The 16459-nt window shown below is 60.2% G+C and carries 15 protein-coding genes, 1 tRNA gene and 1 pseudogene; 5 read left to right on the forward strand and 12 right to left on the reverse strand.

The window, feature by feature from the left end:
• Window positions 1–2 precede the first annotated feature (2 nt).
• The 5 genes from ACTJJW_RS14525 to chvE form a co-directional block, all read right to left on the reverse strand.
• A complete protein-coding gene (locus tag ACTJJW_RS14525) occupies window positions 3–1421 on the reverse strand; it encodes a GH1 family beta-glucosidase (RefSeq protein ID WP_462645846.1) in 1419 nt (472 codons plus the stop codon).
• A gap of 44 nt (window positions 1422–1465) precedes the next feature.
• Complete coding sequence (locus tag ACTJJW_RS14530) at window positions 1466–2677, reverse strand: ROK family protein (protein ID WP_462645848.1); 1212 nt, start codon at window positions 2675–2677, stop codon at window positions 1466–1468.
• 41 nt (window positions 2678–2718) lie between these two features.
• The gene (mmsB, locus tag ACTJJW_RS14535; RefSeq protein WP_462645850.1) at window positions 2719–3918 is read right to left on the reverse strand and encodes a multiple monosaccharide ABC transporter permease; all 1200 of its coding nucleotides are present in this window, start codon (window positions 3916–3918) and stop codon (window positions 2719–2721) included.
• Between the two features lie 4 nt (window positions 3919–3922).
• Entirely contained in the window at window positions 3923–5452 is a 1530-nt protein-coding gene (gene mmsA, locus ACTJJW_RS14540) for a multiple monosaccharide ABC transporter ATP-binding protein (protein WP_462645852.1), read from the reverse strand.
• 86 nt (window positions 5453–5538) lie between these two features.
• Window positions 5539–6642, reverse strand: coding sequence for a multiple monosaccharide ABC transporter substrate-binding protein (gene chvE, locus ACTJJW_RS14545; RefSeq protein ID WP_462645854.1), 1104 nt, complete (start codon window positions 6640–6642; stop codon window positions 5539–5541).
• 366 nt (window positions 6643–7008) lie between these two features.
• On the opposite strand from chvE, the gene xylA reads away from it, so the two are divergent.
• Both xylA and xylB read left to right on the forward strand, forming a co-directional pair.
• Window positions 7009–8199 carry a xylose isomerase gene (gene xylA / locus ACTJJW_RS14550; protein WP_462645856.1) on the forward strand — a complete coding sequence of 397 codons (1191 nt, stop codon included), beginning with the start codon at window positions 7009–7011 and terminating at the stop codon, window positions 8197–8199.
• Window positions 8200–9603, forward strand: a complete 1404-nt coding sequence (gene xylB, locus ACTJJW_RS14555) for a xylulokinase (RefSeq protein WP_462645858.1) — start codon at window positions 8200–8202, stop codon at window positions 9601–9603. It begins immediately after the preceding gene.
• Here xylB and ACTJJW_RS14560 read toward each other — a convergent pair.
• Complete coding sequence (locus ACTJJW_RS14560; RefSeq protein WP_462645860.1) at window positions 9582–10082, reverse strand: MarR family winged helix-turn-helix transcriptional regulator; 501 nt, start codon at window positions 10080–10082, stop codon at window positions 9582–9584. The genes xylB and ACTJJW_RS14560 overlap by 22 nt on opposite strands.
• A gap of 99 nt (window positions 10083–10181) precedes the next feature.
• On the opposite strand from ACTJJW_RS14560, the gene ACTJJW_RS14565 reads away from it, so the two are divergent.
• On the forward strand, window positions 10182–11042 hold the full coding sequence (locus tag ACTJJW_RS14565; protein WP_462645861.1) for an EamA family transporter: 861 nt from the start codon (window positions 10182–10184) through the stop codon (window positions 11040–11042).
• An 86-nt stretch (window positions 11043–11128) separates the two neighbouring features.
• Here ACTJJW_RS14565 and ACTJJW_RS14570 read toward each other — a convergent pair whose 3' ends face one another.
• Window positions 11129–12196 carry a TauD/TfdA family dioxygenase gene (locus tag ACTJJW_RS14570; protein ID WP_462645863.1) on the reverse strand — a complete coding sequence of 356 codons (1068 nt, stop codon included), beginning with the start codon at window positions 12194–12196 and terminating at the stop codon, window positions 11129–11131.
• Between the two features lie 142 nt (window positions 12197–12338).
• Here ACTJJW_RS14570 and ACTJJW_RS14575 point away from each other — a divergent pair.
• Together ACTJJW_RS14575 and ACTJJW_RS14580 are read left to right on the forward strand one after the other, a co-directional pair.
• A tRNA-Leu gene (locus tag ACTJJW_RS14575) sits at window positions 12339–12420 on the forward strand.
• A 124-nt stretch (window positions 12421–12544) separates the two neighbouring features.
• Window positions 12545–13282, forward strand: a complete 738-nt coding sequence (locus ACTJJW_RS14580; RefSeq protein WP_462645865.1) for a DedA family protein — start codon at window positions 12545–12547, stop codon at window positions 13280–13282.
• A gap of 68 nt (window positions 13283–13350) precedes the next feature.
• Here ACTJJW_RS14580 and ACTJJW_RS14585 read toward each other — a convergent pair whose 3' ends face one another.
• The 5 genes and pseudogenes from ACTJJW_RS14585 to ACTJJW_RS14605 all read right to left on the reverse strand — a co-directional run.
• A complete protein-coding gene (locus ACTJJW_RS14585) occupies window positions 13351–13893 on the reverse strand; it encodes a HEAT repeat domain-containing protein (protein WP_462645867.1) in 543 nt (180 codons plus the stop codon).
• Between the two features lie 71 nt (window positions 13894–13964).
• Window positions 13965–14612 carry an RdgB/HAM1 family non-canonical purine NTP pyrophosphatase gene (gene rdgB, locus ACTJJW_RS14590; RefSeq protein ID WP_462645869.1) on the reverse strand — a complete coding sequence of 216 codons (648 nt, stop codon included), beginning with the start codon at window positions 14610–14612 and terminating at the stop codon, window positions 13965–13967.
• Window positions 14612–15373, reverse strand: a complete 762-nt coding sequence (gene rph / locus ACTJJW_RS14595; protein WP_462645871.1) for a ribonuclease PH — start codon at window positions 15371–15373, stop codon at window positions 14612–14614. The genes rdgB and rph overlap by 1 nt, the downstream gene beginning before the upstream one ends.
• A gap of 77 nt (window positions 15374–15450) precedes the next feature.
• Window positions 15451–16290, reverse strand: a complete 840-nt coding sequence (murI, locus tag ACTJJW_RS14600; RefSeq protein WP_462645873.1) for a glutamate racemase — start codon at window positions 16288–16290, stop codon at window positions 15451–15453.
• Window positions 16291–16340: 50 nt separating this feature from the next.
• Window positions 16341–16459, reverse strand: a pseudogene (locus ACTJJW_RS14605) (IS30 family transposase); the annotation flags it as partial.

The following is a 16459-nucleotide window of genomic DNA, read 5'->3' on the forward strand; positions in this document are numbered from 1 at the left end:
GCTCAGCCGAATTCAGCTGAGCGGGGCGTCGCCTTCGTCTTCGCGACCTCAGAAACCCACAGCCCACTGTCTTTGACGATGCGTTCCTGGGTGTCGTAATCGACGCGCACAATGCCAAAGCGCTTGGAGTAGCCGAAGCCCCACTCGAAGTTGTCGAGCAGCGACCACACGAGGTAACCGCGCAGGTCGACGCCGCGTGCCATGGCCCGGTGCCCGGCGGTGAAGTGCCGGTTGAGATAGTCGACCCGATCAGGATCGTGCACCCGACCATCCGTCACCTCGTCATCAAAGGCGGCACCGTTCTCGGTGATCATGAGCGGCAGATCAGGGAAGCGTTCACTGAGATCGACGAGCAATTCTTCGAGACCATCGGGCGCGATGTTCCACCCCATCGTCGTGTATGGACCAGACTGCTCCAAGAACTCAACGTCGCGACTGCCGGGCCACGGTGATCCGCCCATATCTTTGTGGCCGTCGTTGTTGCTGCGCACCGTCAAGCCATCCCACATCTGCACGGTCACGGTGGAGTAGTAGTTGACGCCCAAGAAATCGAGCGGCTGGTGGATGCTCGCCAGATCGCCCGCATGAACGAATGACCAATCGGTCACGTCGCTGGTGTCGGCAATGAGGTCATCGTCGTAGCGACCGAGCAACATCGGGCTCGTGAAGGCACGATTGGCTAACGCATCAATGCGACGCTTCGCCTCGGCATCCTCTCCCCTAATCACGTGGAAATTGAGGGTCGCTGACACCTCAGGAGAATTACTAGAGGCCGCCCGCAGCCGTGGAACCGCCAACCCGTGCGCCAAATTGAGGTGATGCACCGCGGCGAGCGCATCACGACCGTCCATGCGGCCGGGAGCATGGGCACCAGAGCCGTAGCCCAAATAGGCCGAACACCACGGTTCGTTGAGCGTCGTCCAGGTGTGCACGCGATCACCGAGCGCGGTGGCGGCGAGTTCGGCGTATTCGGCAAACCACATCGCGGTGTCACGTTCGGGCCAGCCGCCCTCATCCTCAAGCTCTTGGGGCAGATCCCAGTGATACAGAGTTGCGATGGGGCGGATGCCGCGACTCAACAGGCCATCGACAAGACGCGAGTAGAACGACACACCCTCGGGGTTGATGGGCCCTTGACCGCCGGGCTGAACACGTGGCCACGAAATCGAGAAGCGGTAGGCGTCGAGACCCAGCTCGGCCATGAGGTCAAGGTCGGATTCGAAACGGTAATAGTGGTCGTCGGCCACATCACCGGTGTCACCGTTCCAGGTCTTGCCCGGGGTGTGGCTGAAGGTGTCCCAAATCGATTCGGTGCGACCGCCATCGCGGGCAGCGCCCTCAACTTGATAGGCAGCCGTCGCCGATCCGACAATGAAGTTCGGCGGAAATACCAGGCCGCTATCGCGGTAGTCAGTACTCATGAAGCTAACCTAAGGCCCATTTCTCCGAGTGGGGCTAATGTTTCCTACCGGGCGTCGACTAGGTCTGCGCAGAACGCGGAAGGGTCATCTAACAACGGGGCGAAGGCAAGCTCGCCAGCCCCAATCATTAGCAGGTCGGAGCCCAACTGGGCAGGCACAATCTGTACGGCTTCGAACGAAGCCTCCAGCGCCTGAGCACCTACACGCTCGATCAGGAACTCCGGATCAGCCAAGAAAATGGACGACAAGAAACCACCAAACACAATAACTTCGGGATTGAGCACGTTCACTGCGTTGCGTAGCGACGTGCCGAGCGAAAGCAGTTGGCGACGCACAAGTGCGCTCACAGCAGGATCCGTCGAATCGCGCAGCGCAGCATCCAGAGTTTCGGCATCAACATTGGTGAGCCCCAAAGCATGCAGCAGATCAGCACGGTTCACCTCAGTTTCGAGGCTCCCCTCCTCGCGGGTGCCGTTCTCGGTTGCGCTATTGACGACCCGCACATGGCCAAACTCGCCCGCATACCCCGCACGCCCCACCAGAGGGCGACCGTCGCTGATGATGCCGCCACCGATACCGCTTGCGCCACCGTTGAGATAGATGAGATCAGAAATTCCGCGACCGGCACCATAAATGTGCTCGGCGAATGCACCAACACTGGCATCATTTGCCGTCCACACGGGGTACCCCGTCGCCGCAGCCAAAAGCTGGCTGACAGGTTCATCTCGCCACTCCAAGTGGGGCGCCCAGCGCACCAAACCATCTTCGACGCGAACCAAACCGGGCACCGCAACACCGACGCCAACAACCCGGCCGGCAGTCTCGTACTCACCCTTAAGACTCTCGATAATCACACTCGAGATCTTCACAAACTCGGCCACCGTCGGCGGAGACTCCGTCTCGTACCGCACCCGCTTGAGCAGGGTGCCATCGAGCCCCACAACACCGACAGTAATGGCGTCAACCTCAGGGTTGATCGCAATCGCCACGGTGCGAGCATCCGCATTCACCATCGGTGACGGGCGCCCCACCTGGCGAGTGGGATCAGGGTCGCTCTCGTAGGCCAGGCCCAACTCTGTGAGTTCGGAAACGAGCGCGGCAATGGTCGAGCGATTCAGACCCGTCTGCGACGTCAGCTGCGAACGTAACTGCGCCCCGCGGTGCAGGAGCGTCAACACCCGCGACAGATTGTGGCGCCGTGTGCGATCGCCACGACCAGCGGTGCCACTGGGCGACGGCGCAGAGCTTTGGTTCACGGGCTAATCCACTCGGTTGGCAACAATTATGTGATCTAAGACTAGCGACGTCCGCTGCGACGCTTGCTCATGACATCGAAGGCGACGGCGAGGAGCAAAACTAGACCCTTAATCGTCTGCTGCCAGGCAGCATCCACCGAAAGAATCGACAGCCCCATGTTGAGCACACCCATAATGAGCGCGCCGATGACCGCACCGATGACGGTACCGACGCCGCCGGTCACTGCGGCACCACCAATGAAGACCGCGGCGATCGCATCGAGCTCGAAGTTCTGACCCGCAGACGCCACAGCACCACCGGCACGCGCAGTCGTGACTACGCCAGCCAGACCAGCAAGCACACCCATGTTGACGAACACGAAGAAGTTGATCCACGACGTCTTAACACCACTCATTTGGGCAGCGAACAGGTTGCCACCGATTGCATAAACGTGGCGCCCGAACACGGTCTGATTGAGCACGAAGGTGAAGAGCAGAATGAGCACCGCAAGAATGATCAGGATGATTGGCGTTCCGCGGTAAGCCGAGAGCTGGAAGGTCAACGCGATAATCGCACCGGCAGCAATGAGATTCTTGGCCCAGAACGAAACAGTACCCTCAACGGGCAGTTCGAGGCTGCGTTGTTTTGCTCGACTGCGCAACTGTTGGCCAATGAGCAACGCTGCGGCGAGAGCACCCAGAACGATCGTGAGGATGTCGCGGTCGCCACGCCCCTCACCGATGGTGCCAAACAGCTCAGGCAACCAGCCACCACCGATGGCGTTGAATTCTGCCGGAAGCGCGTTGATCGTTCCTCCGGTCAGGAAAACGAGGGTGAGGCCCCGAAAGAGCAGCATGCCGGCGAGCGTCACGATGAACGCCGGGATTCCGACAAACGCCACCCAGAAACCCTGCCAAGCACCGACTGCGGCGCCCAAAACTAGCGCCACAATTACGGCTCCCCACCAGGGCAATCCCCACTGGGTCATCGAGATCGCAGAAACCGCACCGACCATTGCCACGACGGAACCAACTGAGAGGTCGATGTGGCCGGCGATAATCACAATCACCATTCCGACGGCAAGGATCAGCACGTAGGCGTTTTGCTGGATGAGGTTGTTGATGTTGCCGGGAAGCAACAGCCTGCCATCGGTGAGCACCTGAAAGAGCACGACGATTACGACGAGCGCGGCAAGAATTCCGTACTGGCGCAGGTCGATCTGCATCTTGGGCCGTTTGCGGTCGGGGGTTGTTGTAGTCATCGGGTTAGTCCTTTCCCGCGGTCATCAAGTGCATGAGTCGTTCTTGGTTAGCGTCGGCGCGGTCAACTTCGCCGGTAATGGTTCCTTCAGAAATTGCATAAATGCGGTCACACAGTCCGAGCAGTTCTGGCAGTTCTGACGAGATCACGACCACCGCCTTGCCTTGAGCGGCAAGGGCATTGATGATTCCGTAAATCTCGTACTTGGCCCCCACATCGATGCCACGGGTTGGCTCATCGAGAATCAGGATGTCAGGCCCCGAGAACATCCATTTGCTCAAGACCACCTTTTGCTGGTTGCCGCCAGAGAGGTTTCCCGAAAGCACAGACACGTTCGGAGTCTTGATATTCATTTGGCCGCGATAATCCTCGGCGACCCTGTTTTCGGCAAAGCGGTCAACGATTCCGAACCGCGAAATCTTTGACAGTGCTGCTGCCGAAATGTTCACGGCGATACTGCCGATCAGATTGAGCCCAAAATGCTTGCGATCTTCGGTGGCATAGGCGATGCCGTGGCCGATTGCTTCGCTCACCGTCTTGACCGAAATCTCGGCGCCATTCTTGTAGGCGGTTCCACTGATGTGACTGCCATAGGAGCGACCAAAGATGCTCATCGCCAGCTCGGTGCGCCCAGCACCCATCAACCCAGCGAAGCCAACAATCTCGCCAGCGGCCACAGAGAACGCTGCGTTATCAACAACTTTTCGGGTCGTATCGACGGGATGATGCACCGTCCAGTTTTCGACCCGAAAGAGTTCATCGCCAATCTGCGGTGTGTGGGGCGGAAACATGCTGTCGAGGTCGCGACCGACCATCGCTCGAATAATCCTGGCTTCAGTGGCATCCTCTTCCGACATCGCGAATGTCTCAATTGTCTTGCCATCACGGATGATGGTGACCGTATCGGCGATGTTGCGAATCTCTTTGAGCTTGTGCGAAATGATGATGCACGTGATGCCCTGCCCCTGAAGACTGCGGATGAGGTCGAGCAGGTGCGCGGAGTCTTCGTCGTTGAGGGCCGCGGTCGGTTCATCCAGAATCAGAAGCTTCACCTTCTTAGAGAGGGCTTTAGCGATCTCTACAAGCTGCTGTTTGCCAACGCCCAGCTCGAGCACACGCGTGCTCGCTTGTTCGTCGAGACCGACCCGAGCGAGCAGAAGCGTTGCTTCGCGATTCGTTTTAGCCCAGTCGACGACGCCACGGGTCGCGATCTCGTTACCCAAGAAAATATTCTCGGCAATCGAGAGATACGGACTGAGCGCAAGTTCTTGGTGAATGATGACGATGCCGTCGTGCTCAGAGTCGTTGATCGACCGGTATGCAGTCTCATGATTTTCGAAAGTGATGCTGCCGCCGTAGCTACCCGCAGGATAGACGCCGCTGAGCACCTTCATGAGAGTTGATTTGCCGGCGCCGTTTTCACCGCAGATAGCGTGCACTTGGCCGCGCTCCACTTCGAGGCTCACGCCATCGAGTGCGCGAACGCCGCCGCTAAAGTCTTTTGTGATCTGGTTCATGCTGAGGATCGCAGTCATGATGAGCTCCGCTCGCAGTGACTTTCGGGGGACGGCAGCTGCCGTCCCCCGAACGTCGAATGGTAATGCTTCTAACGAAATGCGGGTTAGAGCCCTACGTCTGATGCCTTGATGAAGCCGGAATCAATAAGCTTTGTCTGCACGTCATCCTTCACGACGACCTCGGGCGCGATGAGGAACGCGGGAACGACCTTTTCACCGTTGTCGTACGTTTCGGTGTCGTTGATCTCGGGCTCGTCGCCATTCATGACCGCCTCGACGAAGCCGAAGACGACGTTGCCGAGCTCGCGGGTGTCCTTCCAGACGGTCATCGACTGTTCGCCAGCGAGGATGTTGACGACGCTAGCCTTGTCGGCATCCTGGCCGGTCAAGAGAGGCCAGTCCGTTCCCGCGGTGTAACCAGCGCTGCGAAGCGACGCGGCAATACCCTGAGCGAGGCTGTCGTTGGGAGAAAGAACTACGTCGATCTTCTCGCCACCGGTGTAGAACGATCCCAGACGGTTGTCGAGCTCGGACTGAGCCGAGTCAGACTTCCAGCCGAGGATTCCGATGCTTGCCCAGTCATCGTTGCTGGCGGGTGCCTTGCCCGAGGGAACAACCAACTGGCCGTTCTCTACGTAGGGAAGCAAGATATCCCACGCGCCAGAGAAGAAGAACTTGGCGTTGTTGTCGTCGGGGCTACCGGCGAAAGGCTCGAGGTTGAACGGGCCTGCGCCATCAGCGAGTCCGAGCTGTTCTTCAATGAACTCACCCTGAAGCTGGCCAACCTTGTAGTTGTCGAACGTCGCGTAGTAGTCGACATCCGGAGTGCCATTGATCAGACGGTCGTAAGCAATGACTGTGATGTCCTGTGCTGCTGCATCGGCGAGCACCGGTGCAAGAAGCTCTCCGTCGATTGCGGCGATGACGATAACGTCAACGCCCGAAGCAATCTGGTTCTGAATCTGGCTGATCTGAGTGTCGGCCTTGTCATCCGCGTACTGAAGGTCGGCCGAGTAGCCGGCGTCTTCGAGCTGAGCCTTGAGTCCTTCGCCGTCGTTGATCCAGCGTTCGAGGCTTCGAGTGGGCATCGAAATTCCGACGCTGCCGAGGCTGTCGCCGCCGCTGCCTGATTCACCGCTGCTGCAGGCGGCGAGCCCGAGGGTCATCACAGTCGCTGCTGCGACTGCAATTATTTTCTTCATTGACATCGTGTTGTCCCTTTCGAGTGTGATTGCCGGACAAAAGCCGGAAGCACTGCGCGTGTTGCCGGCAGAGGGGCAGAAGCGTGATCCTCGCGAAAGGGAATGTAGCACTCGCGTCGGTTGCCCGACGAGTGCGTGCGTTACTCCGTTGTATCGCGAGGGATGCGCTCGGCACCCCTTTTGTTGACATTGAGAACATATATGGGTTTACCGCGTGAACACAACAGCATTCCCCGAAAATTGCATAACGATTGCCTGAAAATGACGGTTTAGACCGCTACTGCTGTGAAAAATCGTGCATTGACGTGAACGGTAGAGCCGAGTAAGTTGTTCACAATAACTTATTGCCTAAGCTGTCAACGGAGAGTCACCATGTCTACACAACCCACCCCAGCCGACAAGTTCTCATTCGGCCTCTGGACGATTGGCTACAACGGTGCAGATCCATTCGGCGGGCCGACGCGGGCACCCCTCGACACCGTGCGCGCAGTTGAGAAGCTTGCAGAGCTGGGCGCCTATGGCCTCACCTTCCACGACGACGACCTGTTCGCCTTCGGCTCCACGGATGCTGAACGCCAGAAGCAGATCGACCGCCTCAAGCAAGCCCTCAGCGACACCGGGCTCATCGTCCCCATGGTCACTACCAACCTCTTCAGCGCCCCCGTCTTCAAGGACGGCGGCTTCACCTCCAACGACCGCGGCGTGCGTCGCTTCGCGATGCGCAAAGCAATGCGTCAGCTCGAACTCGGCGTCGAACTCGGTGCCAAAACCTTCGTCATGTGGGGCGGCCGCGAGGGAGCAGAATACGATTCCGCAAAGAACGTACGGGCAGCACTCGAGCGCTACCGCGAAGCCCTCAACCTGTTCGGTGACTTCGTCACAGAAAAGGGCTACGACATCCGTTTCGCTATTGAGCCGAAACCCAACGAGCCCCGTGGCGACATCTTGCTGCCAACCGTCGGTCACGCCATGGCGTTCATCGAAACTCTCGAACGCCCCGAACTGTTCGGCGTGAACCCCGAGGTCGGTCACGAACAGATGGCCGGGCTCAACTTCACCTCCGGCATTGCCCAGGCGCTCTACCAAGACAAGCTCTTTCACATCGACCTCAATGGCCAGCGAGGAATCAAGTACGACCAAGACCTCGTCTTTGGTCACGGCGACCTGCACAACGCCTTCTCGCTCGTCGACCTGCTCGAAAACGGCGGCCCCGACGGCGGCCAAAGCTACACGGGCCCCCGTCACTTCGACTACAAGCCCAGCCGCACCGAAGACGAAACCGGAGTGTGGGATTCCGCTGCTGCCAACATGCGCACCTACCTGCTGCTCAAGGAACGGGCCGCTGCGTTCCGCGCCGACCCCGATGTGCAGGAAGCTCTGACCGCTGCGCGCGTCTTCGAACTCTCCGACAACACCCTCGGCGACAATGAGAGCTATGACGACCTACTGGCAGACCGCGCGTCCTATGAAGACTTCGATCACGATGCCTACTTCAATGGCAAGGGCTTCGGCTTCGTGCGCTTGCAGCAGCTTGCGACTGAGCACCTCATGGGCGCCCGCTAAATGACGCTCGTCGCGGGGATCGACTCGTCAACGCAGTCCTGCAAAGTTCTCATTGTGGATGCCTCGACCGGGGCGCTCGTGCGCTCCGGTCGCGCCGCCCACCCCGCCGGCACCGAGGTGGACCCCGAAGCCTGGTGGTCCGCTCTTACCGCGGCGATTGCAGACGCTGGCGGCCTCGACGACGTTTCCGCGATTTCGGTCGGAGGGCAGCAGCACGGCATGGTCGTGTTGGATGCCGCCGGCCGCGTCATCCGCCCCGCCCTACTCTGGAATGACACCCGCTCTGCAGCCGCAGCCGACGCCCTCACCGCGGAGTTCCCCGACCTTGCCGAGCGCACAGGGTCAACGCCGGTCGCCTCATTCACCTCAACGAAGCTGCGCTGGCTGCGGGACAACGAGTCAGAGAATGCCGCCCGCGTTGCCGCAGTCTGTTTGCCGCATGACTGGCTGACGTGGCGCTTGCGCGGCTTTGGCCCGGAAAACCCTCAACTGTCAGAGCTCACGACCGATCGCTCTGATGCCAGCGGAACCGGCTATTTCAACTCGGCGACCAACGAGTATGACGACGAAGTTTTTGCTGCCGCCCTTGGCCGCAGCTCGGTCACCGACGGAGTGGTGCTGCCTCGCATCATTGCTCCTGGTGAGCCTGCTGGCACGGTTGCTGGCACCACCACGGCGGTTGCTTGTGGCGCAGGCGATAACGCAGGAGCCGCACTCGGTCTCGGCGCTCGCACCGGCGACGTCATCGTCTCGATCGGCACTAGCGGAACCGTCTTCGCCGTAGCCGAAACCCAAATGCCCGATCCCACGGGCGCTGTCGCCGGGTTTGCGGATGCCAGCGGCAACTTCCTGCCTCTGGTCGCAACCCTCAACGCGGCACGGGTGCTCGACAGCACCGCAGCGCTACTTGGGGTAGCGCACGATGAACTCGGCACGCTCGCTCTCCAAGCAGAACCGGGCGCAGGCGGTCTCGTACTGCAGCCCTATTTCGAGGGCGAACGCACCCCCAACCTTCCGGATGCCACCGCCACCCTGTTCGGAATGACTCTTGCCTCCACGACGCGCCCGTCACTGGCGCGCGCCGCGATCGAGGGCCTGCTGTGCGGACTCGCTGACGGTCTCGACGCTCTTCGCGGGCAGGGAGTCTCAGCCACGCGCATCCTGCTCATCGGTGGTGCTGCGCAGAACCCCGCCGTATCCACGATTGCCTCGCAGGTGTTCAACATTCCCGTGGTTGTACCCGAACCGGGCGAATACGTGACCCTCGGTGCCGCAGCCCAAGCAGCGTGGGTGCTGGCCGGGGCGCGCCCCGACTGGAGCATTGCGGTGACGGCTGAACCGGCATCCGACTTTCAGCCGATCATTCGGCAGCAGTATGCGCGCTACTCCGTAGTGGCTTCGTGAGCGCTGAGCAGCTGACGCAATAGCGCTTCTAATTCGCCGCGTTGCGCACTGCCCAGTGAGGAGAGCAGCTTCTCCTCGTTGTCGACATGATCACGCAGCGCGCGATTGACGACCGCGGTGCCTGCTTCGGTGAGTGCAATGCGCACGGTTCGACGGTTATCGGGGTCGACGTCGCGCGAGATGAGTTTCTTGACGACCAGTCGGTCGAGCCTGTTGGTGATGGCCCCCGAGGTGACCATCGAGCTGTTGGCCAGGGCGCCGGCGGTGAGTCCGCGAGCGCCGGCATCTGAACGCAGCAGGGTAGCGAGGATGTCGAACTCCCCTGCCTGCAGATCATGCGATTCGAATACGCCGAGCTGGGCTCGCTCGAGCAGCCGGGTCACCCGTGAGAGTCGCCCGAGGATTCCCATCGCGGAGACGTCGAGCTCGGGGCGCACGTGTGCCCACTGGTTCACGATGCGATCAACACTGTCAGCCATGAAACCTCTCAACGTTCAACTGTTTGACGCTTACCTTACAATACCCTAGATTGCTTAACGTTAAACTGTTTAGCATTGAACATTGCGAAGTGAGGGAACATGAAACAGCTCCGCGACACCCTGCTCACCGGGCGGGCGCCCCTGGCATGGGGAACCACCTACATCGTGACCACCGAACTACTGCCAGACGGGCATCCACTATTCGCGTCTCTTATTCGAGCACTACCCGCCGGTCTCATCGCTCTTGCCATTGCCCGACAGCTGCCCACCGGTGAATGGTGGTGGAAATCAATGGTGCTCGGCGTGCTCAACATCGGCGCATTCTTCCCCCTGCTCTTCGTTGCCGCCTACCAGTTGCCCGGCGGCATCGCCGCGACCCTCGGTGCCGCGCAACCACTCATCGTTGCCGTGCTCGTAGTGGTGATCCTGCGACAACCACTCTCGTGGCCATTGCTGGGTTGGGGACTCGTCGGGATGCTCGGGGTGGCGCTCATCGTGCTCCGCTCCACCGCGCAGCTCGACACGGTCGGGCTCATCGCGGGCCTCGCCGGAACCGCGTCGATGGCTATCGGCGTGGTTCTGGCAAAACGGTGGGGCAAACCGCCCCAGGTTTCCGCGATCGGATATGCGGGCTGGCTCCTCACCGCCGGAGGCCTATTCTTGCTGCCCATCACCCTCCTCGCCGAAGGCGTTCCCGCCACAATCGACGGTCCGGCATTCTTCGGTTATGCGTGGCTCGGAATCGTCGGCGGAATCGTCGCCTACGCGCTCTGGTTTCGCGGCATCCGAATACTCCCAATTGGCTCAGTCGCAGTTTTGGGACTGCTCTCGCCACTGGCTGCAGCCGCACTCGGCGCTCTCGTTCTCGGGCAGACATTCGGGGCAGTGCAGTCTGTCGGTTTCATACTCGCAATGGCCGCAATCGTTGGGGGTCAAACCACTTCGGCACGCACGAAATAAAGGAACTCGCTGCAAACGCGGGCCGCCTGCCTGAGCAGACGACCCTCGTCGTAACGAACTAACTAGCCCGTATGGGCTGAATTGCTCTAGCTGTGAACCGCTGCGAGTGTGCGGCGGTCGTCGAGCAACTGTGGCCAGAGCTTGCGGCGGTCACGCACAACGAAGCCACGGGCGATGAAACGGTCTTTGCCGTCAAAGCGAGGCGTATACATTGAACGGCCGTGCATGGCGCGCAGGTTGTCGAGCATGAGCAGGTCGCCCGGCTGCAGCACGTGTGCGTCGCGGTGCTCGATGTAGGTTTCAACAACCTTGCCGAGCAGTCGCTGAGCTTCTGCGGTGATGCCGTGCATGAGGTCCTGATCGACCAGAATGTATGGGTCGTCTTCTGGTCCGGTCAGGATCGGGAATGGGCCGCGTACGTCATCCGGGCGCGGAATGTACGGCTGGAACGACTCGTCGATCGTGGTTGCCCACAGCGGCTGGCGCAGCTTCGCCACGTCTTCAGCAGACATGTGCTGCACGAGCTTCCGGCCCGAGAACGCATACGTCTTGGCGTTCTCATCGCCGCGGAGCGCACCGAGGATGACGTAGTCAGGCTTGAAGACAGAGAAGCATTGCTCAGTGTGAGCTTCAAGCTCAACCTTCGAGCCCTGCGACTGCTGGGTTACCGCAAGCTTCGGGTTGGGAACCATGTCCTGAATGAGGTGGCCGTTGCCCTCAGCCTCGTAAGCAACCATGCTTCCGAGAAGGTGCGACAGCATTCCCATTTCCTTAGCGAAAGTGGTGCCAGCGCCGAGACCGCTCTTGTTGTCGAGCGGGGTATCCTTGAGGTCTTCATCGACGTACAGTCCACGCACAACCATGATGCCGGCTTCAGAGCCAACCTCAGCAAAATTCAGAACAGCTGCACGGACCTCTTCAGGCAAGCTGAACGCTGCCGCGAGCGCCTGGCGACCAAAGTCATCAGGGCTCTCATTAGGGTTCGCAGTAATGCGCTCTGCAGCGGTACGGATCGCTTCGGCGTTAGCCGAGTCGAGAGTGAAAAGGCTCGATTGGAGCTCGTGAACGGTAATGTCGCTCTCCTTGCTTCGTGCGGCGCGCAAGCTGTGGCTCATATGGCTCTTGTCAGGCGCGATCGCGGACATCGTCTCCATGGGGAAGACACTTCTCAAATTACACCCTCCGACCACAAAAACACGAGGATGGCGGGGCCAAACAGGGCTGCCCACAGCAAAGATCAAGCAATCGCATAGGCGAAACCACAACGGCCCCAGCCGCGATAAGATTGTGCCGCCAGCGGGAGTGGTGAAATTGGTATACACGCAGGATTTAGGTTCCTGTGCTTTCGAGCGTGCGGGTTCAAGTCCCGCCTTCCGCACAGATTCAACTGCGGTTTCGGGGTGATCCCCACAGCGGCAAACCGGCAACTCGCGATACTCTTCTCTAGTTCATTGCTAACGTCGCCGACTACGCGCACCTAGCCGACGATTCTGGAGACCCCCTTGGTAGGCACCGCCCTTATTCCATGGCTTGACCCGAACAACCTCATTGAGGGATTCGGGGCCTTTGCCTTGCTCGGCGTTGCGTTCATCGTCTTTGCCGAGACCGGCCTACTCGTCGGCTTCCTCTTGCCCGGCGACACTCTGCTCGTCATCGCCGGCATCCTCACCTTCACCGGCGTGATCGGATATGACATCTGGTGGGTCTGTCTCGCCATCAGCGTTGCCGCATTCCTCGGCGGCGAAGTCGGGTACCTGATTGGGAACAAAGTGGGCCCCCGCGTATTTGAACGAAAAGAAACCGGGCTGTTCAGCGTTGAAAACGTGAAACGCACCAACGCGTTCTTCAGCCGCTTCGGCGGCCTCGCAGTAATTCTTGCCCGTTTCGTTCCCGTGGTGCGCACCTTCGCACCAGTAGCTGCCGGCGTCGGCCACATGGACTACCGCAAGTACTCCCTCTACAACGCCATCGGCGCCCTCATCTGGGGTTCCGGCCTCACCTACGCAGGATTCCTGCTCGGCTACATTCCGCCGCTGCGCGACTTCATCGTTGACTACATCGACCTCATCTTGCTGGCAGCCGTCACAATCTCAGTACTGCCCACCGCATACCACTATTTCCGCTCGTCATACAAAGCGAAGAAGGCACGCGAAGCTGGTCGTGCTGCTGCGCTCGATGACGACGAAGCAGAAAAGCTTTCCCTACACCCGAAAGACTTCGACCAGAACCTCGACGACTAGCTCGTCACGGCCCAAGCACCGCCACAGCCACAGCCACAATCGCGCTGCGCGCGTGACGAAGCGGGTGGCTACTGAGCCAAACGCTTGCGGAGGGCTTCCACCGCTTGCTGAGCGCTGCGACGAACTTCAATGTCTTCGTCTTTGACGAGCGCTGACATTGCCTCAACGTCATCAGCGGTTCCTACAGTGCCCAAGGCACGAGCCGCTGAGGCGCGAACGCGGGGGGTTTCGTCCGCGAGGAGCGCCACAAGCTGTTCGCGAGCGTCGAGTCGACGAGTAGCAACGACACGCGTTGCCATCTCTCGCACACGCCACGCTTGGTTGTTGAGGGCAGCGCGTACGGCATCCGCAGCGCTGTCATCCCAGGCGTGCAGCAGTGCGCGGGTTCCCCAGAGTTCGGGCCAGTACAGCACAGGAGCTCCGTCGAGGATGCCCTGAGCGTGCTCGCCTCCGACGATCAGTAGGAACTCTTTGCCCTCGTTATTGCCCTGAATCAGCGAGACGGCACGCTCGACGATGACGGCTTCGCCATGTCGTTCGCTGGCTGCCGCGATGCGGGCTGCGATGGGGAGTGCAAGATCTACTGCGTGGGGATCATCATGTTGAGACACGCCTCAACCCTACGTTGTTGTGCCCGATACCGAGACCGCGCCGCAAATGCTGGCCTCTGATCAGTTGACTGCTAGCTGTCGCCGAGCAGTTGAGCGCGCACGATCGGCATGATCGCGGCGAATGCCTGGGCACGGTGACTGAGCGCATCCTTCTGGTCCGAGGTGAGATCGGCAGATGTTCCCCGCTGCCCAGTAGGACAGAAAATAGGGTCGTAGCCGAAGCCCTCGGAGCCGCTGCGCTCCGTCGCGACCGTGCCGGGCCACAGTGCGAGCTCAACGAACTCGCCCGCATCGGCTACTGTCTCGTCGGTGCCACCCTCGCTACCCGCTGAACCGTCTGCACCAGCACCAACCGGCACCACGAACGCCGCCGCACACGCAAACTGTGCAGCACGGTCATCCACACCCTCAAGGTTTGTGAGCAGCAATTCGAGGTTGTCGCTGTCATTGCGCGTGCCCGCATACCGGGCAGAATGGATGCCGGGGGCACCGCCAAGCGCATCCACACAAATTCCGGAATCGTCGGCAAGCGCCGGCAACCCCGTGTGGGCGGATGCCGCCCGCGCCTTGATCAGCGCGTTCGCCTCAAAAGTGTCGCCGTCCTCTACCGGCTCGGGTCCGTCGTAGGCGACGAGCTCTAGGCCGTCGAGGGCTGGGCCCAAGATGCGGCGCAGCTCAAGAACTTTGTGCGCGTTGTGGGTGGCGAGTACGACCTGCATTAGTTCGAGTCGGCCTCTGCTGCGGATCCTGCGGCGCCTTCAGCGAGCGAAGCGACCTGCATTGCGGTGAGCTCGACTGCTCCACCGAGGGCGAGGTCGAGCAGGGAGTCGAGTTCGCGGCGGTCGAATGGCGCGCCTTCGGCGGTTCCCTGCACTTCTACGAAAAGTCCACGGCCGGTGACGACAACATTCATGTCGGTTTCGGCACGCACATCTTCGACGTACGCGAGGTCGAGCATGGGCTCACCGTCGATGATTCCGACGCTTACTGCGGCGAGCGAATCGAAAAGGGCCTTCGAGTTCTTACCGATGAACTTCTTTTCGCGACCCCACTCAATGGCATCCGCGAGCGCAACATAGGCGCCGGTGATGGCTGCGGTGCGGGTCCCGCCATCTGCCTGCAGTACGTCACAGTCGATCACGATCGTGTTCTCGCCGAGTGCCTTCATGTCGACAACAGCGCGCAGGCTGCGACCGATTAGACGCGAAATCTCGTGGGTGCGACCGCCGACCTTGCCCTTGACAGCTTCGCGGTCCATGCGACTATTCGTGCTGCGGGGAAGCATCGAATACTCGGCGGTGACCCAGCCTTTGCCCTTGCCTGCCATCCAGCGCGGAACGCCATTGGTGAACGACGCAGTGCACAGCACCTTGGTTTTGCCAAAGGAGATGAGGGCTGACCCTTCCGCCTGGTCGCTCCAACCGCGCTCGATCGTGACCTTGCGCAGTTCGTTGTTCTCGCGACCATCGTGACGTGTCATGTGTCTTCTCTCTATCGGTGAATTCTGGCTAGTGCCATATCTAGTTAGTGGGGAAATTGGGCTAGGGGAAAGTCTGACTAGTTGGGCAGCGTCGGCAAGCTAATGACGCCAGTATCAAAGGTTTCGACGCGCACAATGTTTGGCCCCATGAACCGGGATGCCAAACGGGTGAAGCCTGTCTTATCTGGCCCTGTGGCTTCAAAGGTGTGTTCGGCCGGTTCGGTCGATTCACGCAGAAGGTTGTGCGCTACGAGCGTGCTGTAGACGTCATAGGCGGTCGCTTCAGCGCTCGAGACGAGGGTTACGTCGCGGCCCATCACATACTGAATTGCCGCAGAAATGTGCGGGTAGTGGGTGCAGCCGAGCACGAGGGTGTCGATCTCAGCAGCTTTCAGCGGCGCCAAATATTCTTCCGCAACCGCAAGAACTTCGGGTCCGGTCGTGATGCCTGCCTCCACAAATTCGACGAATCGTGGGCAGGCTTGCGTAAACAATTCGATGTCGGATGCCGCGGCAAAGGCATCCTCATAGGCACGTGACTTGATCGTGCCCTCGGTGCCGATCACTCCGACGCGACGATTGCGGGTCTGACTTACTGCCGCCCTCGTGGCGGGCTGGATCACTTCAACAACCTCGATGCCGTACGCCTCGGTGTAGCGTTCCCGCGCATCCCGCAGCATCGCCGCAGAAGCAGTGTTGCAGGCAATGACGAGCAACTTGACGCCATCGTCGACGAGACGATCCATCACTTCGAGGGCGTAGCGTCGAACATCCGCAATCGGCTTGGGTCCGTATGGCGAATGCAGAGTGTCGCCAACATAAACAATCGACTCGTGCGGCAATTGGTCGATGATGGCTCGGGCTACGGTGAGGCCGCCAACTCCGGAGTCGAAAACGCCAATGGGTGCATCAGTCACGTCCTCAATCGTAGCGGTCGATGTGCACGGTGACCCTGACAGCCCGGGTTCTAGTTCGAGGTGCAACACGGTGTGGTTTCCTTCGATGATAGTTCTTGGAAGATTTCAGCGGGGGTTGCCCAGCCGAGGATTTTGCGGGGGCGGTTGTTGATCTCGGTGATGAACTCGT

The organism is Rhodoglobus galactosidasius, from assembly GCF_054957775.1.